Source organism: Serratia sp. CY32780, from assembly GCF_052169135.1.
Classification (GTDB): Bacteria; Pseudomonadota; Gammaproteobacteria; order Enterobacterales; family Enterobacteriaceae; genus Serratia; species Serratia sarumanii.
In genome coordinates this window covers 531,619-557,568 of the sequence record NZ_JBJNLI010000001.1, presented here as the reverse complement: position 1 = coordinate 557,568, position 25,950 = coordinate 531,619, and the positions used below count along the sequence as shown (strand labels likewise).

At 63.9% G+C, this 25,950-nt stretch carries 23 protein-coding genes; 5 read left to right on the top strand and 18 right to left on the bottom strand.

What is annotated here, in order from left to right:
* Positions 1-74: 74 nt before the first annotated feature.
* Both ACJ8HH_RS02795 and ACJ8HH_RS02790 read left to right on the top strand, forming a co-directional pair.
* Positions 75-1,292 carry an FAD-dependent oxidoreductase gene (locus ACJ8HH_RS02795; RefSeq protein ID WP_043146941.1) on the top strand — a complete coding sequence of 406 codons (1,218 nt, stop codon included), beginning with the start codon at positions 75-77 and terminating at the stop codon, positions 1,290-1,292.
* Positions 1,293-1,333: 41 nt separating this feature from the next.
* Positions 1,334-1,846, top strand: coding sequence for a GNAT family N-acetyltransferase (locus ACJ8HH_RS02790; RefSeq protein ID WP_033646959.1), 513 nt, complete (start codon positions 1,334-1,336; stop codon positions 1,844-1,846).
* 22 nt (positions 1,847-1,868) lie between these two features.
* Here the strand turns inward: ACJ8HH_RS02790 and ACJ8HH_RS02785 are convergent, their stop codons facing one another.
* Positions 1,869-2,381 carry a DUF2165 family protein gene (locus ACJ8HH_RS02785; protein WP_033646962.1) on the bottom strand — a complete coding sequence of 171 codons (513 nt, stop codon included), beginning with the start codon at positions 2,379-2,381 and terminating at the stop codon, positions 1,869-1,871.
* Between the two features lie 135 nt (positions 2,382-2,516).
* Here ACJ8HH_RS02785 and ACJ8HH_RS02780 point away from each other — a divergent pair, with 135 nt between their 5' ends.
* Both ACJ8HH_RS02780 and ACJ8HH_RS02775 read left to right on the top strand, forming a co-directional pair.
* Positions 2,517-2,780, top strand: coding sequence for a type II toxin-antitoxin system ParD family antitoxin (locus tag ACJ8HH_RS02780; RefSeq protein ID WP_033646967.1), 264 nt, complete (start codon positions 2,517-2,519; stop codon positions 2,778-2,780).
* A gap of 48 nt (positions 2,781-2,828) precedes the next feature.
* Positions 2,829-3,062 (top strand): type II toxin-antitoxin system RelE/ParE family toxin, encoded by a 234-nt coding sequence (locus ACJ8HH_RS02775; RefSeq protein ID WP_306463662.1) that lies wholly within the window; start codon positions 2,829-2,831, stop codon positions 3,060-3,062.
* Between the two features lie 7 nt (positions 3,063-3,069).
* Here the strand turns inward: ACJ8HH_RS02775 and urtE are convergent, their stop codons facing one another.
* From urtE to trpS, 15 genes are all read right to left on the bottom strand, one after another.
* Positions 3,070-3,768 (bottom strand): urea ABC transporter ATP-binding subunit UrtE, encoded by a 699-nt coding sequence (urtE, locus tag ACJ8HH_RS02770; protein ID WP_033653440.1) that lies wholly within the window; start codon positions 3,766-3,768, stop codon positions 3,070-3,072.
* 12 nt (positions 3,769-3,780) lie between these two features.
* Entirely contained in the window at positions 3,781-4,587 is an 807-nt protein-coding gene (gene urtD / locus ACJ8HH_RS02765) for an urea ABC transporter ATP-binding protein UrtD (RefSeq protein WP_033646969.1), read from the bottom strand.
* Positions 4,584-5,660 (bottom strand): urea ABC transporter permease subunit UrtC, encoded by a 1,077-nt coding sequence (gene urtC / locus ACJ8HH_RS02760; RefSeq protein ID WP_033637598.1) that lies wholly within the window; start codon positions 5,658-5,660, stop codon positions 4,584-4,586. Before urtC ends, urtD begins: the two co-directional genes overlap by 4 nt.
* A complete protein-coding gene (gene urtB / locus ACJ8HH_RS02755; protein ID WP_060451409.1) occupies positions 5,660-7,240 on the bottom strand; it encodes an urea ABC transporter permease subunit UrtB in 1,581 nt (526 codons plus the stop codon). The genes urtC and urtB overlap by 1 nt, the downstream gene beginning before the upstream one ends.
* A gap of 56 nt (positions 7,241-7,296) precedes the next feature.
* On the bottom strand, positions 7,297-8,565 hold the full coding sequence (urtA, locus tag ACJ8HH_RS02750; RefSeq protein ID WP_033646977.1) for an urea ABC transporter substrate-binding protein: 1,269 nt from the start codon (positions 8,563-8,565) through the stop codon (positions 7,297-7,299).
* Between the two features lie 35 nt (positions 8,566-8,600).
* Positions 8,601-9,311 (bottom strand): GntR family transcriptional regulator, encoded by a 711-nt coding sequence (locus ACJ8HH_RS02745; RefSeq protein ID WP_033646979.1) that lies wholly within the window; start codon positions 9,309-9,311, stop codon positions 8,601-8,603.
* A gap of 14 nt (positions 9,312-9,325) precedes the next feature.
* Entirely contained in the window at positions 9,326-12,946 is a 3,621-nt protein-coding gene (gene uca, locus ACJ8HH_RS02740) for an urea carboxylase (protein WP_197766151.1), read from the bottom strand.
* A gap of 2 nt (positions 12,947-12,948) precedes the next feature.
* Positions 12,949-14,778, bottom strand: coding sequence for an allophanate hydrolase (gene atzF, locus ACJ8HH_RS02735; RefSeq protein WP_197766150.1), 1,830 nt, complete (start codon positions 14,776-14,778; stop codon positions 12,949-12,951).
* A 223-nt stretch (positions 14,779-15,001) separates the two neighbouring features.
* On the bottom strand, positions 15,002-17,569 hold the full coding sequence (locus tag ACJ8HH_RS02730; protein WP_197766149.1) for a putative mucin/carbohydrate-binding domain-containing protein: 2,568 nt from the start codon (positions 17,567-17,569) through the stop codon (positions 15,002-15,004).
* A gap of 177 nt (positions 17,570-17,746) precedes the next feature.
* Positions 17,747-18,211, bottom strand: a complete 465-nt coding sequence (locus ACJ8HH_RS02725) for a DUF1456 family protein (protein ID WP_060451406.1) — start codon at positions 18,209-18,211, stop codon at positions 17,747-17,749.
* A gap of 108 nt (positions 18,212-18,319) precedes the next feature.
* Positions 18,320-19,219 carry a phosphonate ABC transporter, permease protein PhnE gene (gene phnE, locus ACJ8HH_RS02720; RefSeq protein ID WP_033637591.1) on the bottom strand — a complete coding sequence of 300 codons (900 nt, stop codon included), beginning with the start codon at positions 19,217-19,219 and terminating at the stop codon, positions 18,320-18,322.
* Positions 19,216-20,079 (bottom strand): phosphonate ABC transporter, permease protein PhnE, encoded by an 864-nt coding sequence (phnE, locus tag ACJ8HH_RS02715; protein WP_033637590.1) that lies wholly within the window; start codon positions 20,077-20,079, stop codon positions 19,216-19,218. Before phnE (ACJ8HH_RS02715) ends, phnE (ACJ8HH_RS02720) begins: the two co-directional genes overlap by 4 nt.
* Before the next feature lie 78 nt (positions 20,080-20,157).
* Positions 20,158-21,090, bottom strand: coding sequence for a phosphonate ABC transporter substrate-binding protein (gene phnD, locus ACJ8HH_RS02710; RefSeq protein WP_025302014.1), 933 nt, complete (start codon positions 21,088-21,090; stop codon positions 20,158-20,160).
* Between the two features lie 41 nt (positions 21,091-21,131).
* Entirely contained in the window at positions 21,132-21,965 is an 834-nt protein-coding gene (phnC, locus tag ACJ8HH_RS02705; RefSeq protein ID WP_060418331.1) for a phosphonate ABC transporter ATP-binding protein, read from the bottom strand.
* A gap of 117 nt (positions 21,966-22,082) precedes the next feature.
* Positions 22,083-23,090: a tryptophan--tRNA ligase gene (trpS, locus tag ACJ8HH_RS02700; RefSeq protein WP_033646992.1), complete on the bottom strand. Its 1,008-nt coding sequence runs from the start codon at positions 23,088-23,090 to the stop codon at positions 22,083-22,085.
* A 279-nt stretch (positions 23,091-23,369) separates the two neighbouring features.
* Here trpS and ACJ8HH_RS02695 point away from each other — a divergent pair, with 279 nt between their 5' ends.
* Positions 23,370-24,245 carry an NAD(P)-binding domain-containing protein gene (locus tag ACJ8HH_RS02695; protein ID WP_197766148.1) on the top strand — a complete coding sequence of 292 codons (876 nt, stop codon included), beginning with the start codon at positions 23,370-23,372 and terminating at the stop codon, positions 24,243-24,245.
* 33 nt (positions 24,246-24,278) lie between these two features.
* Here ACJ8HH_RS02695 and ACJ8HH_RS02690 read toward each other — a convergent pair whose 3' ends face one another.
* Entirely contained in the window at positions 24,279-24,806 is a 528-nt protein-coding gene (locus tag ACJ8HH_RS02690; RefSeq protein WP_049201024.1) for a cysteine hydrolase family protein, read from the bottom strand.
* A gap of 29 nt (positions 24,807-24,835) precedes the next feature.
* Positions 24,836-25,939: a suppressor of fused domain protein gene (locus tag ACJ8HH_RS02685; protein ID WP_038880072.1), complete on the bottom strand. Its 1,104-nt coding sequence runs from the start codon at positions 25,937-25,939 to the stop codon at positions 24,836-24,838.
* Positions 25,940-25,950: the final 11 nt, after the last annotated feature.

The window sequence follows — 25,950 nt, the reverse complement described above, 5'->3', positions numbered from 1 at the left end:
TGATAATCATTATCAACATTAAACCATTCACTTGCGGCTCGCGGGATGCGGGCCGCTCTCCGGGGTCAACCGCCATGCCGTCATCACCGATCACACCTTACGCCACCACCTGCTGCATCGTGGGAGGCGGCCCCGCCGGGCTGATGCTCGGCTATCTGCTGGCGCGGGCGGGGATCGACGTGACGGTGCTGGAGAAGCACGCCGACTTCCTGCGCGATTTTCGCGGTGACACCATTCACCCGTCGACGCTGGAAGTCATGCACCAGCTGGGCCTGCTCGACGAACTGCTGGCGCTGCCGCACCAGCGCGCCGAATCCCTGCACGCCGAAGTCGCCGGGCGCGACATCAAGCTGGCGGATTTCACCCGCCTGCCGACGCGCTGCAAATTTATCGCCTTTATGCCGCAGTGGGAGTTCCTCAACTTTTTGGCACAGCAGGCCGCCGCATTCCCCCATTTCAGGCTGCTCACCTCGACGCAGGTTCATAAGCTGCTCTACGACCGCGGCCAGGTATGCGGCGTGCTGGCCGACACGCCGGAAGGCCCGATCCGCGTGCGCAGCCAGCTGGTGATCGGCACCGACGGCCGCAACTCGGTGGTGCGCGAGCAGGCGGCGCTCAGCAGCCGCTCCTTCGGCGCCCCGCGCGACGTCTTGTGGATGAAGCTCAGCAAGCAGCCGGGCGATCCGGCCTGGTCGATGGGCCATACCGGGCCGAAGCAGAACTTCATCATGATCGACCGCGGCGACTACTGGCAGTGCGGCTACTCGATCGATAAAGGCAGCTTCGACGCGATCCGCCGCAGCGGCCTGGAGAAATTTTTGCTGCACCTCGCCGAGGTGGCGCCATTCCAGGACGATCGCCTGCAGGAGATCGTCGAGTGGGATCAGGTGAAGCTGCTGAGCATCCGCATCGATCGTCTGGATAGCTGGGCCAAACCGGGGGTGCTGTGCATCGGCGACGCCGCGCACGCCATGTCGCCGATCGGCGGCGTGGGCGTCAACCTGGCGATTCAGGACGCGGTGGCCGCCGCCAACGCCCTGATCCCGCCGCTGCGCCAGCATCGGCTGCAGCTGAAGCATCTGCTGAGCGTGCAACGCCGGCGCGAATTCCCCACCCGGGCCATCCAGTTTTTGCAGATCAAAATGAGCCAGCGCAAGCCGGGCGAACGCCGCGCGGCGGGCGGTTCGCGCCTGATCGCCCGCGTCGGCAATAGCCGCTGGCTGCCGCGCCTGTTCGGCCGCATCATCGGCCTGGGTTTTCGCCGCGAAACGCCGCGGCATCTTGAAAGTTAACCCGCTATACTCATCGGTTCCCGCTTCGATGAGGTTCATTCATGTTCACCGTCCGTCAGGCATTGCTGGAAGATTTAACCCAGGTGCGCGATATCGGCATCCGCACCTATCGCGCGCACTTCGGTGAGCTGTGGCGCTACCCGCACGAGCTGGAGGCCTTTCTGGCCGAGGATTTTGCCGTCTCCGCGCTGGAACGGACGCTGCGCGATCCCGACGTGTGCTGGCTGTTGGCCTATGAGAATGACGCCCTGGTCGGCTATGCGCGGCTCAACGTCGACAGCTTGCTGGCGCCAACGCAAACCCGCGGCGCAGAGCTGCAGAAAATCTATTTCCTGCCGGGCCATGCCGGAAACGGCTATGGCCAGCGCCTGTTCGAACAGGTGCAGCAGCGGGCCATCGAGCGCCGGCAGAAGACGCTGTGGCTGGAGGTGCTGCAACGCAACACCGGCGCCCAACGCTTTTATCAGCGCCAGGGATTGAGCATTTGTGGCGAGACCTGCTACACCAGCGCCCAGGGCTCGATAGGCATCTGGTATATGAGCAAGGCGCTGTAACCGCGCCCCGCTCCGCCGTCGTTTAGCGCGGCTCCCGCTGCAGCATCAGGAACAGCAAGGCAAACGCATTGGGCGCCAGGTAGATCAGCGCCCCCAGCTGCACCGCCAGCGGATCCTTCTTGGCCTGCCAGGCCATAAACCAGTCGCCGGCGACCACCATAAAGCCGACGCCCCACACCGCGATCGCGCAAAGCGCCCCCAGCATCGCCCAGATTTTGCCCTTGGCGAAGGCGGCGTAAGGGCCTTTAAATCGCCCGATCATCAGCACCACGCCTACGGCCGCGAATAGGCCGGCCAGCGTTTCCAGCGTGGTGATGACAGCCAACCCCAACATGCAGGCCCAGTCGGCGCCGATCGCGCGCCACATCAACCCCGGCGTCTGATAGGTATCCTGCATGGCGAGCAGCGGACCCACCGCGTTGCGCGCGGTGCCGGCGAAATCCGCCGTATTGTTCAACAGGCTGAACAGCCCCCACAGGGCCGGAAACAGGGACAGGACGATGCAACCGAGGCGTGACACAGTGATTTCGTTCATGGGTTATCCTTAATTAATAAACTTGCGGCTTCCGCCCTCATGGCGGTGCCGCAGTCGAGATCCTGAGAGTTTGACGTGCACAATGTAAGAACTAATCTTACAATGACGCAGCATAGCCGAAAGTGAGGGGGAACAATGGGCAGAACATTAACGGTAGATCTGGGTGACGAACTGCGTAGCTTCGTCGAAGACCTGGTGGCCAGCGGCGATTACCGCACGCCCAGCGAAGTCATCCGCGAATCCGTGCGCACTTTGCGCGAACGTACCGCCGCCTCAAAACTGGAAGAGCTTAGGCGCCTGATTGCCGAAGGAGAGCACAGCGGCGAAGCCGTCGAATGGGATCGTGATGTGTTCATGGAAAGAATACGGAGCAAAGCAAAAGGATGCGCAGGAAAGTAACCGTCCGCCCAAAAGCCTTGGCGATATGGAAGAGATCTATTTTTACGGATTGGCGCACTTTGGCTTACAGGTGGCCGAAGATTATCTGCGCCACCTGCACAGGCTTTCGATAACCTTAGCCACCCCCGACTCGGCAGAAACATCGATGCAATCGGCCCCGGCCTAGGGGTATTGCCCGTCGCCAACCACCTGATTTATTTTCGTCAGCACAGGCGAGAGGTGAATATCATCAGAGTGCTGCATCATTCCCGCGATCCGCTCAACCGATCCTTTTTCAGCTGATCCAACGTCAAATCGCCACCAGCCCGCGTACACCGTCCTGTTCCATATTGCTGCCGGCGCCGCGCTGCACGATGCTGCCGCGCGACATCACCAGATAGCTGTCCGCCAGGTCGGCGGCAAAGTCATAGAACTGCTCCACCAGCAGGATCGCCATATCGCCCTTCGCCGCCAGCTGTTTGATCACCGCGCCGATCTCCTTGATCACCGAAGGCTGGATCCCTTCCGTCGGCTCGTCGAGGATCAGTAGCTGCGGCCGGCAGGCCAGCGCCCGGCCGATCGCCAACTGCTGCTGCTGCCCGCCGGAGAGATCGCCGCCGCGCCGATCCTTCATTTGCCGCAGCACCGGAAACAGTTCATAGATCGGATCCGGCACCGTGCGTGCAGCGGCGCCGGAAAAGCGCGCCAGCCCCATCAGCAGATTTTCCTCCACCGTCAGGCGCGGGAAAATCTCCCGCCCCTGCGGCACATAGGCGATGCCCGCCCGCACCCGCTGATGCGGCTTTTTACCGGTGATGGTTTCGCCCTGCCAACGCACGCTGCCGCTGCGCGCCGGGACCAATCCCATCAGGCATTTCAGCAGCGTGGTCTTGCCCACGCCGTTGCGCCCCAGCAGGCAGGTCACCTCGCCGATGCGCGCCTCGAACGACAGGCCGCGCAGAATGTGGCTGCCGCCGTAATATTGATTCAATTCTTCTACCTGCAGCATGATTACGCCTCCTCAGCGCCCCAGATATACCTCAATCACCCGTTCATCGGCCTGCACCTGCGCCAGCGATCCTTCCGCCAGCACCTGCCCCTGGTGCAGCACCGTCACGCGATCGGCGATGGTTTCCACAAACCCCATATCGTGCTCCACCACCATCAGCGAATGCTTGCCCGCCAGCTCGCGGAACAGTTCGGCGGTGTAGTCGGTTTCGGCGTCGGTCATGCCGGCCGCCGGCTCGTCGAGCAGCAGCAGGTGCGGCTCCTGCACCAGCAGCATGCCGATCTCGAGAAACTGTTTTTGCCCGTGGGACAGCAGCCCGGCGGGCCGGTGGCGTTCATGCCCCAGCCGCAGGGTCTTCAGCATCTCGTCGATGCGATCGCGCTGTTCGCTGCTCAGGTGGGCGCGCAGGCAGGCCCACACCGACTTGCGGGTTTTCTGCGCGATCTCCAGATTTTCGAACACCGTCAGCGCCTCGAACACCGTCGGTTTTTGAAACTTGCGGCCGATGCCGGCGTGGGCGATCTGCATCGGCGCCAGCCGGGTCAGATCGACGGTCTGATCGTAAAACACCCTGCCGCTGTCCGGCCGGGTCTTGCCGGTGATCACATCCATCAGCGTGGTCTTGCCGGCGCCGTTGGGGCCGATCACGCAGCGCAGTTCGCCGACGCCAATGCGCAGCGACAGATCGGTCAGCGCGCGAAAACCGTCGAAGCTGACGTTGACGTTGTCGAGCTGCAGCACCGGATCGGTTTGCTGCCGGTATTTATCCGCCGGCAGCGGGTGGGTAAACAGCTCGTCGGTCACTTGCATCGCTTTCATGAGGTTTTCCTCCGGCGCAGCAGGCCGATCACCCCTTTGGGCAGAAACAGCGTGACGACGATAAACATCAGGCCGAGGAAGAACTGCCAGTATTCGGGAATGGCCATGGTGAACCAGCTCTTGGCGCCGTTGACGATGCCGGCGCCGAGCAGCGGCCCCACCAGCGTGCCGCGCCCGCCGAGCGCCACCCAGATGGCGGCCTCGATCGAGTTGGTCGGCGACATTTCGCCGGGGTTGATGATGCCGACCTGCGGCACATAGAGCGCGCCGGCCAGCCCGCACAGCACCGCCGACAGCGTCCAGACGAACAGCTTGAAGCCCTTCGGATCGTAGCCGCAGAAGGTCAGCCGGTTTTCCGCATCGCGCACCGCGGTCAGCACCCGGCCGAACTTGCTGCGCGCCAGCGCAAAGCCGATGGCCAGGCTGGCGGCCAGCAGCAGCACCGTCGCCAGGAACAGCGCCACCCGCGTGCCGGCGGCGGTGATGGGAAAGCCGAGCAGCGTGGTGAAACCGGTAAAGCCGTTATTGCCGCCGAAGCCGGTTTCGTTGCGAAAGAACAGCAGCATGCCGGCATAGGTCAGCGCCTGGGTCATGATCGAGAAATACACCCCTTTGATTTTCGAGCGGAAGGCGAAGTAGCCGAACAGGAAAGCCAGCAGGCCCGGCACCAGCACGATCAGGCACAGCGCCCAGGCGAAATGCTGGGTGCCGCTCCAGAACCACGGCAGCTCATTCCAGGAGAGAAACGCCATAAACGCCGGCAGCCCGTCGCCCGCCGCCTGCCGCATCAGGTACATGCCCATGGCGTAGCCGCCGAGCGCGAAGAACAGCCCGTGGCCGAGCGACAGCAGCCCGGCATAGCCCCACACCAGATCGAGCGCCACCGCCACCACCGCGTAGCACAGGATCTTGCCCGCCAGCGTCAGGGTATAGGTAGACACCGCCAGCGGATGATCCGCCGGCAACAGCGTCAAGAACGGCATCACCAGCAGCACCAGCAACGCCAGCGCGCCGATGCTCAACGCCAGCCGGGGCGCTTTCTGCACGCCGGTTACGGTCAATGGTTGGCTCATCAGTCAATCACCCTGCCCTTGAGGGCGAACAGCCCCTGCGGACGCTTTTGAATAAACAGAACGATCAGCACCAGGATCAGGATCTTGCCCAACACGGCGCCGATCTGCGGCTCGAGGATCTTGTTGACGATGCCGAGGCCGAAGGCCGCCGCCACCGTCCCCGCCAGCTGGCCGACGCCGCCGAGCACCACCACCAGGAACGAATCGATGATGTAACCTTGCCCCAGCTCCGGCCCGACGTTGCCCAACTGCGACAGCGCCACCCCGCCGAGCCCGGCGATGCCGGATCCCAACCCGAAGGCCAGCATGTCCACCCGCCCGGTGGGCACGCCGCAGCAGGCCGCCATCGCGCGGTTTTGCGTCACCGCGCGCACGTTCATGCCGAGCCGGGTCTTGTTCAGCAGCAGCCAGGTCAGCGCCAGCACCAACAGCACGAATGCGATCACCGCGATACGGTTCCACGGCAGCACCAGGTTCGGCAGCAGCTGCACGCCGCCCGACAGCCACGCCGGGTTGGCGACCTCGACGTTCTGCGCGCCGAACAGCACCCGCACCAGTTGGATCAGCACCAGGCTGATGCCCCAGGTGGCCAGCAGGGTTTCCAGCGGCCGGCCGTACAGGTGGCGGATCACCGTGCGCTCCAGCAGCATGCCGATCCCGGCGGTGATGGCGAACGCCACCGGCAGCGCCGCCAGCGGGTAGAGCGCCAGCCAGTGCGGCGCAAACTGCTGAAACAGCCCCTGCACCAGGTAAGCGGAATAGGCGCCGAGCATCAGCATTTCGCCGTGCGCCATATTGATGACGCCGAGCAGGCCGTAGGTGATCGCCAGCCCGAGCGCCGCCAGCAGCAGGATCGAGCCGAGCGACAGGCCGCTGAACGCCTGGCCGAGCAGATCGCCGATCATCAGGCGATGCTGCACCCGCTGCAGGCTGCGTTGCGCCTCGGCGCGCACCGCGGCGTCCGGCTCGTGGGCGGCGTCGGTCAACGCCTGCAGCCGCGCGCGGGTTTCCGGCTCGCCCGATTCCCCCAGCAGCCGCACCGCATTGAAGCGCACCTGCGGGCTGGCGTCGGTCAATTGCAGGTTCGCCAGCGCAATGCTCAGCGCGTCGCGTACCTGCGGGTCTTTCTCCTGCGCCAGCCGCCGGGTCAACAGCGGCAACTGCTCGCCCTGCGCTTCGCGCTGCAGCGCGGTCGCCGCCTGCAGCCGCACCGCCGCGTCCGTGCTGACCAGCCGCTGCGCCGACAACGCGTTGGCGATCAGAATGCGCAGCCGGTTGTTCAGCCACACCTTCTTCGGTTCGCCAACCGGGGCCGCCTCGCCCTCGAGCGGCAGATAGCGATCGCCCTGGCGGATAAAGGCGCGCTTCGCCCCGTCGATCGCCACGGTTTCCTGCTGCAGCCCCTGCAGCAGCGGCAGGCGCGCGGCGTCCGGCTCGGCCGCCCATGCCTGCAGCAACTTGGCCTGCTGCGCACGGTTGGCCGCCGCAAACTCATCGGCCGGCCCGGCCTGCGCCAGCAGGGGCCAGGCGCACAGCAGCCACAGCCCGACGCGCAGAGAGGATAAAAACGGAGATTGCATCAGCTGCCTCTTCTGTTGGGCCGGCGGGCGTTGGGCCGCGCCGGCGCTGAGTGACGTTACTTGCCGCCTTTCACCGGGTAATCCGGTTTTTTGTCGTTGCCGGCGATATACGGGCTCCACGGCTGCGCGCGCACCGGCGCTTCGGTCTGCCACACCACGTTGAACTGGCCGTTGCCCTCGATCTCGCCGATCATCACCGGCTTGTGCAGGTGGTGATTGGTCTGGTCCATGGTCAGCGTGAAGCCCGACGGCGCGGCGAAGGTTTGCCCGGCCATCGCCGCGCGCACCTTATCGACGTCGGTGGTGCCGGCCTTTTCCACCGCCTGCGCCCACATGTGGAGGCCGACGTAGGTGGCCTCCATCGGATCGTTGGTCACCGCGGTGGCGTAATTCGGCAGGTTGTGCGCCTTGGCGTAGGCTTTCCACTGGCTGACAAACTGCTTGTTGGTCGGGTTATCCAGCGATTCGAAGTAGTTCCAGGCCGCCAGGTTGCCCACCAGCGGTTTGGTGTCGATGCCGCGCAGTTCTTCCTCGCCGACCGAGAAGGCGATCACCGGCACGTCGGTGGCCTTGACGCCCTGGTTGGCCAGTTCTTTGTAGAACGGCACGTTGGAGTCGCCGTTGATGGTGGAGATCACCGCGGTGTTGCCGCCGGCGGCGAATTTTTTGATGTTGGCGACGATGGTCTGGTAATCGCTGTAGCCGAACGGCGTGTAGACCTCTTCGATATCCTTGTCCTGTACGCCTTTGCTGTGCAGGAAGGCGCGCAGGATCTTGTTGGTGGTGCGCGGATAGACGTAATCGGTGCCCAGCAGGAAGAAGCGCTTGGCGCCGCCGCCGTCCTCGCTCAGCAGGTATTCCACCGCCGGGATCGCCTGCTGGTTCGGCGCCGCGCCGGTATAGAACACGTTCGGCGACATCTCTTCGCCTTCGTATTGCACCGGGTAGAACAGCAGCCCGTTCAGCTCCTCAAACACCGGCAGCACCGACTTGCGCGACACCGAAGTCCAGCAGCCGAACACCGCCGCCACCTTGTCCTGGCTCAGCAGCTGGCGCGCCTTTTCGGCGAACAGCGGCCAGTTGGAGGCCGGATCCACCACCACCGGCTCCAGCTTTTTGCCGAGCACCCCGCCTTTGGCGTTGATCTCGTCGATGGTCATCAGCGCCACATCCTTCAGCGGCGTCTCGGAAATCGCCATGGTGCCGGAGAGCGAACTCAGAATGCCGACCTTGATGGTGTCGGCGGCCTGCGCGCTCCAGGCCAGGCCCAGGCCGAGCGCGGCGGCGGACAGCGCAAAAGCTTTGATAAAACGACGACGTTGCATAGTTCAAACTCCTGATGTGTGTGAAATCAAAATCGTTACGCCGAGCGCGCCGGCTGCTGGGCCCGCGCCTGGTGCAACATGTGCAGCGTTATTTTTCGTACCTCTGCCTTGCTGACGGCGATATGCTCGCCGAGCAGCGCTTGCGCCACCCCGCTTTGCCGCTGCAGGATCGCCTGCAAAATGGCGGCGTGTTCGCGGTAGGTAGCGTCCACCCGCGCCTGCTGGGTGAAATCTAGCCGGCGAATGATGCGGATCTTTTCGGTCAGCTCGCGGTGGATGCGCGCCATTTCGCCGTTGCCCGCCGCGGCCACCAACGCCTGATGAAACTGCTCGTCGTGCTGCGACACCACCTGGCCGTCCGCCAGACGCGGCGCTTCGGTCCAAAAACGGTTCAGCGCCGCCAGCGCGGCCGGCGTTTCCCCGGCCGGCCATTCGCACAGCCGTTTCACCGCCTCTTGTTCCAGCACGATGCGCAAGTCGTACAGCTCTTCGAAGTAGGCAAAATCGAACGGCCGCACCTGCCAGCCGCTGCGAAACAGCACCTCGACATAGCCTTCGCGCTCGAGTCGAAACAGCGCCTGACGCACCGGCGTGCGGCTGGCCGCCATGCGCTGCGCCACGTCGCTTTCGCTGAAGCGATCGCCCGGCAGCAGGCGAAACTCGAAGATGTCGGCCTTGAGCTGCAGATAAATGCGCTCCGCCAGCCCCTCCGGCCGCGCCTTGTGCTCTCCGTTGGTGATTTGCATCCTCGCCCCTCCATTCAGATCGCTTTTTCCAGCCACAGCAGGGCGTCGCCCGGCCCGACCGGCCGCCCCTGCCGGCAGCTGATGCGTTTGACGATCCCGGCGCGCGGCGCGGTGACCGCCAATTCCATCTTCATCGCCTCGACCACGATCAGCGGCTGCCCGGCCGCCACCGCCTGCCCCGGCTCCACCAGGATCTTCCACACGCTGCCGTTCAGATCGGCGCTGACCAGATCGCCGTCGATCGCGTCTTCTTCAACCGGTGGCAACAGCTGCGCCTCGGCCTCGTCGTCATCGCTGCGCCAGCGCGCCACTTCGGCGCTGAACGCCTGCTGCTGGCGATGCTGGAAGTCGGCGATCGCCCCGGCGTTGTCGGCCAGGAAATCGGTGTAGGCGGCGAAGTCGAACTCGCTCTCTTCGATGCGCACCTGCATGCGCCCTTCGCGGAACGCTTCGCGCTGCTCGTCCAGTTCTTGCTCGCTGACCGGGTAGAAGCGTACCTGATCGAAGAAGCGCAGCAGCCAGGGCTCACCGGCGGTGAACTGCGGGTTTTTGAGGAATTTGTTCCAGATCGGCAGCGTGCGCCCCACCAGCTGGTAACCGCCCGGCGAATCCATGCCGTAGATGCACATGTACATGCCGCCGATGCCGACCGTCCCTTCGGCGGTGTGGGTGCGCGCCGGGTTGTATTTGGAGCTCAGCAGGCGATGGCGCGGATCGAGCGGCACCGCGCAGGGTGCGCCGAGGTAAACGTCTCCCAATCCGAGGATCAGGTAGCTGGCGTCGAACAGGATGTCGCGCACCTGCTCGCGTCGGCTCAGGCCGTTGATACGCTGAATGAAATCGACGTTGTTCGGCAGCCAGGGCGCCGAAGCGCGCACCGTCTGCTGATAGCGATCGACCGCCCCCAGCGTGGCCGAATCCTCGAACGCCATCGGCAGCCAGACGGTGCGCGTCGGCACCTTCAGGCGGCTGACGTCCCCCAGCGCCCGTTCGCGCGCCAGCAGGCGCTGCAACAGATCGGCCTGGCTTATCAGCCGGCTGTCGTAGCGGATCTGCAGCGAACGCACGCCCGGCGCCAGCTCCGCCACGCCCGGTATCGCCTCCTGGCGCAGCGACTGCATCAGCAGATGAATGCGCAGCCGCAGCGCCAGATCGAGCACGTTGTCGCCGTACTCCATCAGGATGTAGCCGTCTCCCGCCTGGCGATACGCCACCGCCGGGCGCCCTTCCGCCGCCGGCAGCGCCGCCAGCACCGCGGCGGAAACGGTATCCGCCGGAGCCAGATCCGGCGGCGGCAGGGTGATGGCCTTCACCGCCGCCAGCGCTTCGATGCTGCCGAGCTGCGCCTGTTCCAGCGACTGCGCCTGGCGAAAACCGATCGGATGGAACCGGATGCGGTCGCCCGGCTTCACCTGCCCCACTTTCCACAGCTCGGCCTTGGCGATGGTCACCGGGCAGACGAAGCCGCCGAGGCTCGGCCCGTCGCGGGTCAGGATGACCGGGAAGTCGCCGGTGAAGTTGATCGCGCCGATGGCGTACTCGCAGTCGTGCACGTTGGAAGGATGCAAACCGGCTTCGCCGCCGTCCTCTCTCGCCCACTCGGGCTTCGGACCCGACAGGCGCACGCCGAGGCGATTGGAGTTGTAATGCACCTGCCAGTCGGTGGCGAAGAAGGCGTCTATCGATTCGGCGGTGAAAAAGTCCGGCGCGCCGTGCGGCCCGTACAGCACGCCGATGTGCCACTGGTCGCCGTAGTGCGGGATCAGGCTGTCGTCCATCGCCTGCGGCGCGGCGATCGGCGCCGGCGTGGTGCTGGCGGCCAATTCCGGTTGAGCGATCGCCAGCATGTCCGCCACGCGCAAGGTGCGCCCGGCGTGGCCGCCGAACTGGCCGAGCGCGAAGGTGGAACGGCTGCCGAGATACACCGGCACGTCGAAGCCGTTGCGTACCGCCAGATAGGTGCGGCAACCGTGCGTGGCGCGCCCCAGCGTCAGCACCTGCCCGGCCCGCACCGCGATCGGCCGCCAGTAGGCGACCGCTTCGCCGTCCAGATCGGCCGGGCAGCTGGCACCCGTCAGCGCGATGGTGGCGTCGCAGTGAAAGCGCAGCGTCGGCCCCTGCAGGGTGAACTCCAGCCCGGCGGCCGCCGGGTGGTTGCCGACGATGCGGTTGGCCAGCCGGAACGCGAAGTCGTCCATCGGGCCGGACGGCGGCACGCCGATGTCCCAATAGCCGAGGCGGCCGGGATAGTCCTGCACGCTGCTGTAGGTGCCGGGTTGCAGCACTTCGAGGCAGTGCGGCTGGTAATGCAAATCGTCCAGCAGGCGCGTCCAAACGTCGCCGCGCTGAAATTGCGGCGTGGCGATCACCTGCCGCAGATAATCGAGGTTGGTGGCGATGCCGTGCAAACGGGTCGCCGCCAGCGCCACGCGCAGTTTTTCCAGCGCCTGCGCGCGGTCAGCGCCGTGTACGATCAGCTTGGCGATCATCGGGTCGTAAAACGCCGAGACTTCGCTGCCGGTCGCCACCCAACCGTCGAGGCGCACGTCGGCGGGGAAATGCACCTCGGTCAGCACGCCGGGGCTGGGCTGGAAGTTTTTCAGCGGATCTTCGGCGTAGAGACGCACTTCGATCGCCGCACCCTGCGGCGCGCGTTGCAACGCCGCCCAATCCAGCGCATCGCCCGCCGCCACCTGCAGCATGCATTCGATCAGATCCAGGCCGGTGACCATCTCGGTGACCGGGTGCTCGACCTGTAAGCGGGTGTTCACTTCGAGGAAGTAAAACTCGTCGCGCGCGGCGTCGTAAATAAATTCCACGGTGCCGGCGCTGCGGTAATTCACCGATTCGCCCAGCGCCACCGCCGCCCGATGCAGCGCCTGGCGGGTCGCCGCCGGCAGGTGTGGCGCCGGGGTTTCCTCCACCACTTTTTGGTTGCGGCGCTGCAGCGAGCAGTCGCGCTCGCCGAGCGCCGCCACCCGCCCCTGGCCGTCGCCGAAAATCTGCACCTCGACGTGACGCGCCCGATCGACGAAGCGTTCGATAAACGCGCCGGCGTCGCGGAAGAACTGCTCTCCCAGCCGTTTGACGCTGTCGTAAGCCTCGCGCAGCGCCGCCTCGTCGTCACAGCGCGTCAGGCCGATGCCGCCGCCACCGGCGGTGCTTTTCAGCATCACCGGGTAGCCGATGCGCGCGGCGGCGGCAACCGCCTGCTCCACGTTCTCCAGCAAGCCGGTGCCCGGCGTCATCGGCACCCCGGCCAACGCCGCCAGCTCGCGCGCCCGGTGCTTGAGACCGAACTCGCGCATCTGCGCCGCCGTCGGGCCGATAAAGGCGATGCCCGCCGCCTCGCAGGCGTCGGCAAACTCGGCGCTCTCGGACAAAAAGCCGTAGCCGGGGTAGATCGCCTGCGCGCCGGTGGCTGCCGCCGCCGCAAGGATCTTGTCGATGCTCAGGTAGCTGTCGGCGGCCTTGTCGCCGCCGAGCGCCACCGCCCTGTCGGCTTCGGTGACGTGTGGCGCATTGCGGTCGGCGTCGGAATAAACCGCCACGCTGGCGACGCCCAGGCGTTTCAGGGTGCGAATGGCGCGGCAGGCGATTTCGCCGCGGTTAGCGATCAGTACGGTAGTAAACATGTTCATGCCCCCTTAACGCCGGCGAGATAGTCGCGCCAGCCGCCAAACTCGGTAATATCCGTGGCGCCTTCCAGCGCCCAGGCTTCGCAGATAAACCCCTTCACCCGCCGGCCGTCCGCCAGCAGCAGCGTGCCGATACCCAAGGGCGCCGGGATTTCCGCCACAAACTCGCCGAAACGGGCCAGCGGGATGTCCCACAGCTCAAGACGGATCGCCGCTCCCTGCGCCACACGCGCCAGCCCCGGCTTCGGCGGCTCGGTATCGGCCAGCGCGTACAGGCGGTAACAGGGGGCGGTGACGGTTTGCTCAACCCGCACCGCGTCGCGCTGCGTCAGCTGGACGTTGAGCGGCATACCGCTGAGGTGAGCGCCCACTACCGCCAGACGCACGTGTCCCGAAGACGGCGCCGGCGCGGGCTGCGGCGGCAATGCCCGGCCGGTTGCGCCGAGCGGCAAGGCGCTTTGCCGTTGCCAGCGCAGGCCAAACGCCGCCAGCGCCCGGTCATGCCAGGCGGGCGCAATCAGGGTGATGCCCGCCGGCAGCCCGTCTTCGCGCAGCGGCCCCGGCAGCGCCAGCGCACTCAGATCGGCCAGGTTGGTGAAATTGGTGTAAGTGCCGAACTGCGAATTGAACAGCACCGGCTCCTGCGCCATCTCCGCCAGGGTGCGAATAGTGGGCGCGGTCGGCACCACCAGCGCGTCGAACGGCGCCAGCCGCTGGGCGATCTGCCGCGCCAATTCGGCACGCAGGTATTCCGCCTTGTAGGCGTCGCAGGCGCTGTAGCCCAGGCCGTTGCCGACGATGCCGCGCACCACCGGGTCGATAGCCTGCGGGTTCGCTTCCAGCACCTGCTCAATCGCCACGGTGCGCTCCGCCACCCAGGGGCCGTAATACAGCTGCTCCGCCAGGGTGCGAAACGGCGCGAAATCGAGGGGCTCCAGCGTGGCGCCGCCCGCCTGCAGCTGCGCCAATGCGCGGTGAAACGCCCGCTCGGCCTGCACGTCGCCGAAAAACTCCAGCTGGGCGGGAACGGCAAAACGCGGCGCGGCGGGGATATCCGCCGGCGCGGTATGCGGATCGGGGCGGGAATACGGATCTGCCGCGTCAAAGCCGCTCGCCAGTTCCGCCACCTGCGCGGCATCGGCCACCGTCAGCGCGAAGACCGATACCGTATCGTTCAACCGGCAGGCCGGCACCACGCCGCAGTTGGACAACCGCCCTTTGGTCGGCTTCAGCCCGACGATGTTATTGAACCCGGCGGGCACGCGGCCCGAACCGGCGGTGTCGGTGCCCAGCGCGAACGGCACCAGGCCACGCGCCACCACCGAAGCGGAGCCGGAACTGGAGCCGCCGCTGACGTAGCGGCTGTCGAAGCTGTTGACCACCGCGCCATAAGGTGAGCGGGTGCCCACCAACCCGGTAGCGAACTGGTCGAGGTTGGTTTTACCGAGGGAGATCGCTCCGGCGGCGCGCAGGTTGGCGACCACGGTGGCGTCCGCCGCGGCCTGATAGGTGAACGCCGGGCAGGCGGCGCTGGTCGGCCAGCCGCCGACGTCGATATTGTCTTTGATGGCGAAGGGCACGCCGAACAGCGGCAGGCGGCTGAGATCGCCGGCGACTGCTTCGAGCCTCTGTGCCAGTTGCCGATACTGCCGCTCGCGCTGCGCCGGGGTGGCGAGATACAGCCAGGCGTTGTCGTCTGAATCCAAATCGGCGACCAGCGCTTCGATCGTGGCGCTGACGCAGGCGAGGCGCTCGCCCGCCGGACGGGTTTGATAATGGTGCTGCCATTCACTGAGGGTAAAACCGCACGTTTCAACAGGGTCGCTCATCGGCTGAATTCCATCTGGTACACAAGATGGGATTCAACATAGCAACCGGCGTGCCAATTTTTAATCTCATGATTTCAATAAATTATAATTAAAACTTATGACGACGACGGCGAACGGCCTGCACCAGCGGCGCGCAGCGGGAGAACAAAAAGAGTGCAATAAGGGGATGATGCAGAGGAAAACCGGGGCGACGACGCTCGCCGCCCCGGGAGGGGGATGTGGATCAGTCGTTGATACGTTTCAAACCGATCGAGGTAATGCAGTAGGTCTGTTGCTTGCCCTTCTCCGCCAACCGCACGTGCTGCATCTCGTTAACGATCGCCAGACGGTTGTCCGGCTCTTCATGCCGCAGATGGATCACCTCACCGCCATAACCCGACAGCGGCAGCACCCAGGTTTTAGCCGGCTGATTTTGGCTGCCGATGACGTCGTAGCTGAGCAAGGTGTTACCGTCCGCATCCGTCACGCTGAGGAAGGCGTAGCTGTCGGCAAAGTAGTGGTGAGCAATCCCCGCCGACAGCGTCACGGTCACGGTTTTCTTCACCAGATCGACGGCGCCGGTCAGAAACTGGCGATCGCCGATCCCTTTGCAAACCACGGTAAACGCATTGCCGACGTTAGCGTCCGGCGGCGTATTGTCGGCGGGCAAGCAATCCCGATAGGTCGCCAACAGCGGCTCGCGCTGCGGCTCGGCAAAGGCGCCGATCGCCAGATAAATATCGTCCTTGAACGACGACGATGGCGCGTAGTAGGCCGGCAGCAGCCGACGCAAACGCTGCGCCGCCTGTTCCAGGCGCGTCAGCAGCGCCTGCTCGGGATCGCCGGGCAACGCCGGGTTTTTCAGCCCGCTGGTTTCGATACGCAGCACGTTGGTTTTGTTTTTGTTATCGATGACGCCGGCCGCCGCCGGATTCAAACGCACCCGGCTCGGCTCCACATGATAAATCTCGATGTCATCACCCTCGGCAAACGGCAGCTCGTCATGACTTAACGTAGCCTGAGTGCCCTGAACCTCTTTGCTGAACCGCACCGCACCCTGCCGATCGCGCAGCGTCACCCGGGCATAGGTTTCACCCGGGAAGTAGGCGTGCGGCGTGGTGCTGGTCACGTCAACCACCACCGCCCCTTTGGCGCGATCGACGACCACGGTGGCGAAGACCGCATCGCTCAGGCCCAACAGATTGATCTCCTGCGACACGATCGGCGAAGCGGCTTTGCGCTCGAAGCGAAGCGTCACCGCGCTTTTCCCCTGTTTCACGGTCAGGTAACCCGCCGTCGGCCGGTATTTGCGATCTTTACCGGTCGGCAACCGCAGGGTGTACACGCCGATCGGCAACGCATTCAGGGCCAGGGTCGGCGCGTCGATACGAACCTTGTAGGCATAGCGCGCCCCTTCCATCAGCACCAGATCCTCACCGTAGATCTGCGCAAAGTCATCGATATCCAGACTCAGGGCGACATCGCCTTTCAGGCCGCTCGCCTTGAGCTGACAGGAATCGACCAGCCGCAGGGAGGAATCCAGCTTCAGCTGTGCCTGCACCGCCGGCAAACTCTGCGCATCCACCAGTTGATAGAGCGGGTACACCGCCTTGGCGTGGCTGAACGCGTTGAGATCGCGCTGCGCTTGGGTGATCACGCCGCCGGTCAACTCGACGAACGGCGTCACGTCGATTTGCTCGCCGGCCGCGGCGAAGCTTGCCGACAGCAGATCCAGCAAGGCATGTTCGGACGGCACGAAGCCCGGCGTATTGCAGCTTTGGCGATACTGCTGGTTAAAGTGCGTGAAGGCGTTCTTGCCTGCCTTGTCGACCATCAGCATCGCGAAGAACAGCTTGGAGCGCAGATCCCACTGGTTGAGCGGCGTGCCCTGAGCGATCAGATCGACGATTTTCTTCTCGACGCCGGCCGCGTTGCCGTAGTTATACAGCCACCCTTCCTGGTATTTGCGCTCTCCCAGCATCACGTCCTGATAGCAAGCGGCGTAAATATTGTTCCACATCTCACCGGTGGAGAAATATTTGTCGCCCATAAAGTGCCCCTGATAGCCGTGCGCGATCTCATGCAGGCTACCCCAGTTGCTGTCTTTCGGCGTCAGCCAGAAGCTGCTGACCGAGTTGCTGGTTTCCGCCGTCCAGCGCCCGCCGTAATACGCGGCGCCGGCGCCGTGTTTATCGGCCTTCATAAAGTAGCGGTTGCGAATATTGCGATCGGATTCGTGTTCGGCCTCGAACGAGACGCCGGTCAGCGCATTGTAGAAGGTGAAAATGCGGTCATAGTAGGCGATCAGCCCGTCGATGTTTTTCGCTTCGCCCAGCGACTTCAGCGCCGGTTTACTGATTTTCGGCACCAGCAATACCGCGTATTCCGCATCGACCAGCGCAAACTCGGCGTCCCGATCGTCCCAGCGGGCGAAAAATGCGGCTTCGTTTTCGCCACGGCGATAAACCGGCAGCGCTTTCGCCGTGTCCGGATACTCGAACTCCAGCGCCGGTTCGCCCTGCCCGTACGGCGTATCGATAAACGGCACCGAAACGGCATTGACCTGGGCCTCGACCCAGCTCGCGCCGACGCTGAATTCAGCCTCCGTTTTGCTGTCGTCATGCAGCAAGCGCAGCGTGAGCTTGCCGGTAAACGCCGCGTTGGTCTGCCGCACTCGCAGCACCTGCCCGGCGGCGAGAATGATGCCCAGGTGCTGACGATCGTGATCGATGCCCTTGCTCATGCCTGCCGCATCCAGCCAGACCGGCCGGGTCAACGTGTAAAGTGATTGGGTTTTCGTGATGGTTGGCATCCTGCTTTCCTCATGGTTGGGGGGATTGAATTGACCATGAGAAAGTAACCGGAGGGGCGGCCCGTCCACCATCGATGGCGGATGGCTGAGAGCCAGTACAACAACGGCGGGCGGGAGAGCGGCAATAAAAAAGGCGCAACCTTGCGATTGCGCCTGAGGCTCGATGAACGCTGCGCGTTACTCGCCGCGAACGCGCTGCGCCAGCCCTTTGAGGAAGTAGCGCAGCATCTGATCGCCGCACGGGCGGTAGTTCTTGGTGCCTTCTTTGCGGAACAGCGCGCTCAGCTCCGGCTTGGAGATACGGAAGTCCACCGCGGTGAAGATCTGGTGCATATCGGTGTCTTTCAGCTCGAACGCCACGCGCAGCTTTTTCAGCACCAGGTTATTGGTGATCGGCAGCTCTACCGCCGGCGCCGGGAACTTGTCGTCCTTGCCGCGCTTGAAGAACACTAGGCCGTTGAGGAAGTGCGCCATCACTTCGTCCGGGCACTTCTCGTAGCCCGGCTCGCCTTCTTTGATCACGTAAGCGTCCATCGCCGACACCGCCACCTCGAAATCGTCCAGTTTAATAATCTCGACCATTTTGGCGTTGTTAATGCTCAGCATATAGCGCACGCTGCGCAGCACGTCGTTGTTAATCATGGGATTGCATTGCCTTATTTGTCTAACGGGGACGTGCGCACATTGCGAAACGAAATGACTGCCACACACCTTGAATGTGCGGCAGTATAGGGATCGGCAAGGGGTTTCTCAATCGATTTGGCTTTTTTGCTGATACAGCGGGATGTCTTCGCCGATGATGTACTTGTTGCGCAGCATCGACGAGACCTTGTCCATGATCATCACCACCACCACCAGGATCAGGGTGATGAACATCACCACGTCCCAGTTCCACAGCCGCATGTTCTCCGCGTATACCAGGCCGATGCCGCCGGCGCCGACGAAGCCCAGCACCGCCGCAGAGCGGGTGTTGGACTCGATCTGGTACAGGCTGAGCGCCAGGAAGGTGGGGAACGATTGGGTGAAGATGCCGTAGCGGTGCTTCTGCAACCCGTTGGCGCCTACCGCCGTCAGGCCACGGCTGGGGGACTTGTCCACCGCCTCATGCCCTTCGGCGTACAGTTTGCCCAGCAGCCCGACGTCCTGCATCACGATCGCCAACACCCCGGCCAGCGGCCCCATGCCGACGGCGCGCACGAAGATAAGCCCCCAGATCGCCATGTCGATGCCGCGCAGCACGTCCAGCAAGCGGCGCACCAGCACGGAGATCGGCCGCAGCAGCGGCGTCGACATCACGTTGCGCGCGGCGAAGAACGACAGCGGCAGCGCGATCAGCGACGCGGTGATGGTGCCGGCGAACACGATGGCGATGGTGATGCCGATCTGCTGGAAGTAGTACATGAACGGCCAGTTGACGAAGTCGTGCCAGACGAACATGCGCAGGAAATAGCGCCCCAGCTGCTGGCAGCCGTTGATAAACTGCGGCCAGGTAATGCCGAACACCAGGAAGAAGAACACGTAGTACAGCACGATCGCCAATGCTATCAGGCCGACGGTGCGCAGGTAGCGCCCCTGCTGCGCGAAGATCGCCGGATGCTGCTGTTTCAACTGGCGCAGCGTTTCCGCCGACGCTGGAGTGCCCGCTATCATTTTGCCCCCTCCACCACGCGCTTGCGCAGCTCGCCCGACACGTAGTCGAGCACGGAAACCACCACGATGATCAGCAGCAGCGTCATGCTGACCTGATCGTAGCGGTCAAGTTTAATGTTGGTCATCAGCTCCTGGCCGATGCCGCCCGCCCCCACCAGCCCCAAAATGGTCGACTGACGGAAGTTGATCTCCAGCCGCATGAAACTGTAGGAGAGAAATACCGGCTTCACCTGCGGCCACAGGCCGAAGCGCATGCGCTGCAGCGGCGTGGCGCCGCAGGCCGCCAGCCCGCGCACCGGTTTGTTGGAGGCGGTTTCGATCGATTCGTAGAACAGCTTGGTCAGGCTGCCGATGGTGTGCAGCGCCAGCGCCAGGAAGCCGGGAATGGCGCCGATGCCGAACGCCATCACGAACATCACCGCCCACGCCAGCTCCGGCATGGTGCGTAAGAACGCCACCAGCGTGCGGATCGCCAGCCGCACCGAGGCCGGGGTATAGGTGTTGCCGGCCGCCAGAAACGCCAGCACGGTCGCCACCAGCACCGAGAAAATGGTCGCCGCCAGCGCCAGCTGCAGGGTCTCCCAGATCAGCGGCAGCTGGATATTCAGGCGGTAACCCCAGTAGGCCAGCGAGCCCTCGGTGCGCCCGTCGGCGAACAGCAGAGGCCAATGCAGCGTCGGAATGGTTTCGGCCAGGTAGTCGAAGAAGTGCGGAATAGACACCCAGACGGTGTGCAGGTTGAACTCGGCGAGATTGCCGGCGCCCAGGTACAGCGCCACCAGCCCGAGCGACCACAGCAGCGCTTCACGCTTTTGCTTGCTGCGGATCCGTTGGTAGTAGTGTGCGAAATCGGTATTCAAAAGAGGTCTTCCATCTTTATGGAACAAGGGGCTCAGCACGCTGAACCCCTTCATTCGGACGGCCGAGGCAGCCAGGAATTAACGGTCGCCTTTGGTCAGCTCACGCTTCATATCGATGATGGTCTGGTATTCCGCCAGGGTGGTGTCGCCGATGTGCTGCTTGCCACCCATCGCTTTGATAAAGCACTGGTGATCGTCTTTATCCAGCTTCTTGATGGCGGTGACCACTTTGGCCTTAAAGTCGGCCGGCAGCGAGTTGCTCACCAGGATCGGGCCGTTCGGGATCAGCGGCGACTGCCAGATGATGCGGATCTGTTTCATCAGGTCCGGGTGATCCATGCGGATCATGCGGGTGAACGCGCCGCTGGTGTAGCCGGTGTTGTAGTCGCCGATCATCGACGCCCAGGTCACCGCGCCCTCGAACTGGCCGTTCAGCACGCCGAGAATGTCCTGCTCGTGGCCGCCGGAGAAGGTGACGCTGGAGAAGGTGTTGTTGTATTTGTTGTCGACCGTGCCGCCGAACAGCTTTTTAAACGCCTGGTTCGGGATCAGGAAGCCGGAGGTGGAATCCGGATCGGCGAAGCCGATGGCCTTGCCTTTCAGGTCTTCCAGTTTCTGGTATGGGCTGCCGGCCTTCACCACCACGACCGAGTGGTAGCCGCGCGACTGGTCGACGTCGTCGACCGCGATGCCGACGATGTCCACCGCTTTCGGATCCTTGATGTAGACCGAAGCGAACGACGACGGCGACATGCTCAGCACCAGGTCAATCTTGCCGCCCAGCAGGCCCTGGATCACGCCGGAATAGTCGGACGAGTTGCGCAGCTTGGTATCGACGTTCAGCTCTTTGTCCAGGAACTGCTTCACGCACTGGTTATCGCCGATCTGCTGGGTGGCGTTCTGGCCGCCGAGAATGCCCAGGTTCAGCTCTTTCGGCGCATCCGCTGCGGCAGCATTAAATACCATCATCGCGCCGGCCATCAGGGTGGTCAGACTCAATACTTTTTTCATCAGGTGTGCCTTGTGTGTAAAGGGTAAAGGTCAAAAGTGCTTCAATGGATCTGATTGGCTTCTTCGCCATACAGCTGGTGCAGGATCCGTTCGTTCAGTTGCGAAGGATGCCCGTCAAACACGATCTTCCCGTGGGCGATGCCGATCACCCGCGAGCAATACTCTTTCACCAGTTCGACCGAGTGCAGGTTCACCATCACCGCGATGCCGTCTTCGCTGATTTTCTGCAGCGCGTCCATGATGCGGCGGGTGTTTTTCGGATCGAGCGACGCCACCGGCTCATCGGCCAGCAGGATTTGCGGGTTTTGCATCAGCGCGCGGCAGATGGCGACGCGCTGCATCTGGCCGCCGGAGAGGTTCTCGGCGCGCTGCAGCGCGTGCGGCAGCATGTTGAGCCACTGCAACAGCTCGATGGCGCGAGCGCGGTCGGTATCATCGAACAGTTTGAAGAAGGATTTCAGAGTGGAAGTGTGGCTCAGGCGGCCCAGCAGCACGTTGGTCATCACGTCCAGCCGCGGCACCAGGCAGAAGTCCTGGAAGATCATGCCGCAGCGCGCGCGCCACTGGCGCATCTGGCGGCCGGCCAGCTGGGCGATATCCTGCGCTGCGCCATCGTCTTCGAAGTGCAGCATCTCGCCGCAGCTGGAAGGAATGGTGCCGTTCAGGGTATGCAGCAGCGTGGACTTGCCCGCCCCGGAACGGCCGATCACCGCCACGAATTCGCCGGCGTGCAGATCGAAATTGATGTCATCCAGCACGCGCTGCTGCGCTTTGTAGGCCTTGCCGAGTCCCTTTACCGACAATACTTTGCGGGATGCGGCGGCGTGCTGCCCTGGAAAGTCGTGCTGTGCCAATTTTAACAGTGCCTGAGCCATATGATTTCTCTGGTTTCAGTGGCTAATCATTATGGGCACCTATTAACGGATAAGTTTATGACAGTGGGATGATGGTTTTATGGCCAGGGCGTGACGCGTGCCGCCCCGGCGTTCGCCTCATTCCAGGGTGAAGAAGTCCAGCCCAAGCGCCGTCTTGACCTGCCGCAGCGTCTGTTGGCTGACCTGATGCGCGCGGCGGGTGCCGTGCTGCAGGATGCGCGTCAGCTCGCCTTTATCGGCGATGAATTCGGCGCGCCGGGCACGGATCGGCTCGAGCAGGCTCTGCAGACAGTCCTCCAGCAGCCGTTTGATTTTCACGTCCCCCAACCCGCCGCGGCGATAGTGCGCCTTCAGATCCGCCACCAGCGCGGCGTCTTCGCAGAAGGCGTCCAGGTAGGTGAACACCATGTTGCCTTCCACCCGGCCGGGATCGCTGACGTTGAGATGGCCGGGGTCGGTGAACATGCTCATCACCGCCTTGTGCACCTCGTCGGCGCCGGCGCCAAGCTGAATGGCGTTGCCGCGCGATTTCGACATCTTGCCCTGCCCGTCCAGCCCCGGCAAACGCCCGACGTTGCTCAACAACGGCTGGCACTCCGTTAATATCGCTTGGCCGACGATGTGGTTGAAACGCCGCACGATCTCATTGGTTTGCTCCAGCATCGGCAGCTGATCCTCGCCGACCGGCACGTGGGTGGCGCCAAAGGCGGTGATGTCCGCCGCCTGGCTGACCGGATAAATCAAAAAACCGGCCGGCAGGCTGCGAGCGAAATCCTTCTCGGCGATTTCGTTTTTCACCGTCGGGTTGCGTTCCAGCCGCGCCACGCTGACCAGGTTGAGGTAGTACATCGTCAGCTCGGCCAACGCCGGCAGCGCCGACTGCAGGCAGATCGTGGTCTTGTGCGGATCGATGCCCACCGCCAGATAGTCGGCCACCACGTTGAGCACGTTGGCGCTGATTTTTTGCGGGTTGTTACCGTTGTCGGTCAGACCCTGCAGATCCGCCACCATCACCGTTTGGTTATGCTGGTGCTGCAGTTCCACGCGCTGGCGCAGCGAGCCGACGAAGTGGCCTAAATGCAGTGGGCCGGTGGCGCGATCGCCGGTAAGAATGGTGTAGCTCATGACAGTGCTCCTGAAGGTCTGTAGACCGCCGGATCAACGCCACAAAAAATAATGCCGCCAAACCGGCGGCATTAATAAGAGATGTGAATACTCGTGCCGCCTCAGAAGAGGCGCCACCATGACTGATTGTGGGTGGAGTGCATCGATATATTCATGGCATCAAGGTATACCCGCAGCGGCAACGCGTCAATAGCGCGTAAGACGGCGTTACACTCCGGCATTTGCGTTCCTGGCCTGGCGCGCTAGGGTAAAACCTTCAACCTGAAAAAGGAGCGCATGATGAAGATCGGATTTGCCGGACTGGGTGGGATGGGTAGCGCCATGGCGGCCAACCTGTTGCAAGCGGGCTTCGCCTTAACGGTATGGAACCGCTCGCCGCAGGCGGCGCAGCCGCTGGTGAGCGCCGGCGCGCGGCAGGCAGAACGGCCGGAACAGCTGGCCGATGCCGACGTGCTGATCACCATGCTGGCCGACGATGCCGCCACGCAACAGGTGGTGGTCGACAGCGGGTTGCTGCAACGGATGAAACCGGGCGCGCTGCATATCAATATGGCGACCATCTCGGTCGAACTCGCCAAGCGTTTGACGGCGCTGCATGCGGAACACGGCATCGGCTATCTCGCCGCGCCGGTGCTGGGGCGGGTCGACGTGGCCGCCGCCGGCAAGCTGAATATTCTGGCGGCCGGCGATAGCGAGCGGCTGAAGCAAGCGCAGCCGCTGTTCGATGCCCTCGGCCAGAAAACCTGGCACTTCGGCGCCGATCCGGCGCAGGCCAACGTGGTCAAAATCGCCACCAACTTTACGCTGGCCAGCGCCATTGAAGCGATGGCGGAAGGCAGCGCGCTGGTGCGCAACTACGGCGTGTCCGGCACCGACTACCTGCAGATGCTGAGTAGCACCGTCTTCGCCGCCCCGGCCTATCAGGGCTATGGCGCGCTGATCGCCGCCGAGAAGTATTCCCCCGCCGGATTCCGGCTGGCGCTGGGGCTGAAGGACGTCGGGCTGGCGCTGGCCGCCGGGGCCGACAGCCATACGCCGATGCCGTTCGCCGGGGTGCTGAAAGACAACTTCCTCGACGCGATGGCGCAGGGGGATGCGGATCTGGACTTGGCCGCGCTGGCCAAGGTGGCGGCGCGGCGGGCGGGCCTGAAATAACGAACGGGGGCCTCGGCCCCCGTTTTTCCGTTCTCAGAACACGATGTCTGCCGCGGGAACGGCGCGGATCGGCACGCCGAAGCTTTCGATATTCGACAGCGTCTCGTTATGGTGGGTGCGGATCAGCAAACCGTCGGCATAGGGTTTGTCGTGGCAGGTGTGGGCATCCGCCGCCAGCGTCACCGGATAACCGTGCGCCGCCGCGCTGCGCACCGTGGTGTCGATGCAAAACGGCGTGGAGTAGCCGCAAACCACCAGCTGCGATACACCGTTGGCGATCAGTAACGCGCCCAGTGAGGTGCGCAGGAACGAGTCCGGCGTGGTTTTATCCACCCGGTGATCGCCCGGCGCCACCTTCAGCGCCGCGAGCACTTGCCAGGCGGCGCTGCCGTGCCGCAACTCGTCGTCCGGCGTGTGGTGCTGAATGACGACAACCGGCACGCCCGCCCGGCGGGCGCGCTCGCTCAGCTGATTGATGCGCGCAACGGTGCCCGCGGCATCCGCCGGCGGCGGCGTAAACAATCCCTCCTGAACATCGATAATCAACAGCGCGGTGGTCATGGCGGCTCCCGAAGAGAAGATAAGTGGCGTCAGCACACCGGCTGGCGCGGGCGGAAAATATGGTCGACGCCCTGCTCCCGCAGCCGATTCACCAGATCGTGCCCGCCGTTCGGCGTGGCGTGCGCCAGCTGCCGCTCGGCGGTAAACACCGGGCTGGCCCAGAACAGGTTCACCGGATCGCCGTACTGCTGCGGCAGAGCCAGGTGCGCACTATGCGGATAGAAGGACGACGATAAAATATAACCCTCGTAGCCCAGCGGCGCCACGTCCGACTCCAGCGTATGCCCTTCGCCGATCCAGGTCAGCCGCGCCCACGGCGCGTGCGCGAAACCAGCCAGCGCACTGGCCATCTGCACCGCGTTGTCTTCGGTCATGTATTGACTGTCGATGGCGATCGCCATCTCCATGCGGCGATAGCGCGAAGCCTCGTCGTTGAACAGGATCTCCACCCACGGCATCGGCCGGATGCTGACCCCCATGGTGAGGAAGTAATAGATGCCGTCGCGCTCGTGCTGGGTGATGGCCATCGGCGGCCACTTGCCCTGATCGATGGCGTAGTACTTCACCGAAGGGCCAAAATGCGGCTCATAGCGCGCCTGAAAATCGCGCTGCATCTTCGGCCACGGATTGCCCTCTTCACGCTGCCAGCTGCGCCAGAACTGGCGGGTGCTCTCCGCCTGCGCATACTGGGTGTTGGTCGAGGCCGAGCCGAGCGGATAAGCCAACGGGCTCTCCTTGATGCAGCTGGCGGAATAGCACACCGAATGGTCGATATACAGGCTCCAGCCGGGGATCACCGCCAGCAGTTGGCCGTAATACCACAGGGCCGCACCGTCGTCGCTTTCGCTCCACACCACCATCAACCCTTCCGGGTTCAGCGGCGCTTCGCCTTCCAGGTTGCGGCAATACTCCGCCGCCAGCATCGGCGGCTGCCCTTGTTCCAGCGCGGCGCGATCTTCCTGCAGCGGCGCGGCGGCCAGGTTGCGCAGCCAGCAGGCGCGCACCTGATAGCGATCGCTGTAGGCTTCGGCGGGATAGATATAAAAATAGGCTGCCCGGTGATCTTGCTGAACCACCGCAACCAGCGTCTGGTTCTCATTGCTGACTTCAGCAAGCACGTATGACTCGTTCATATCACCTCAAT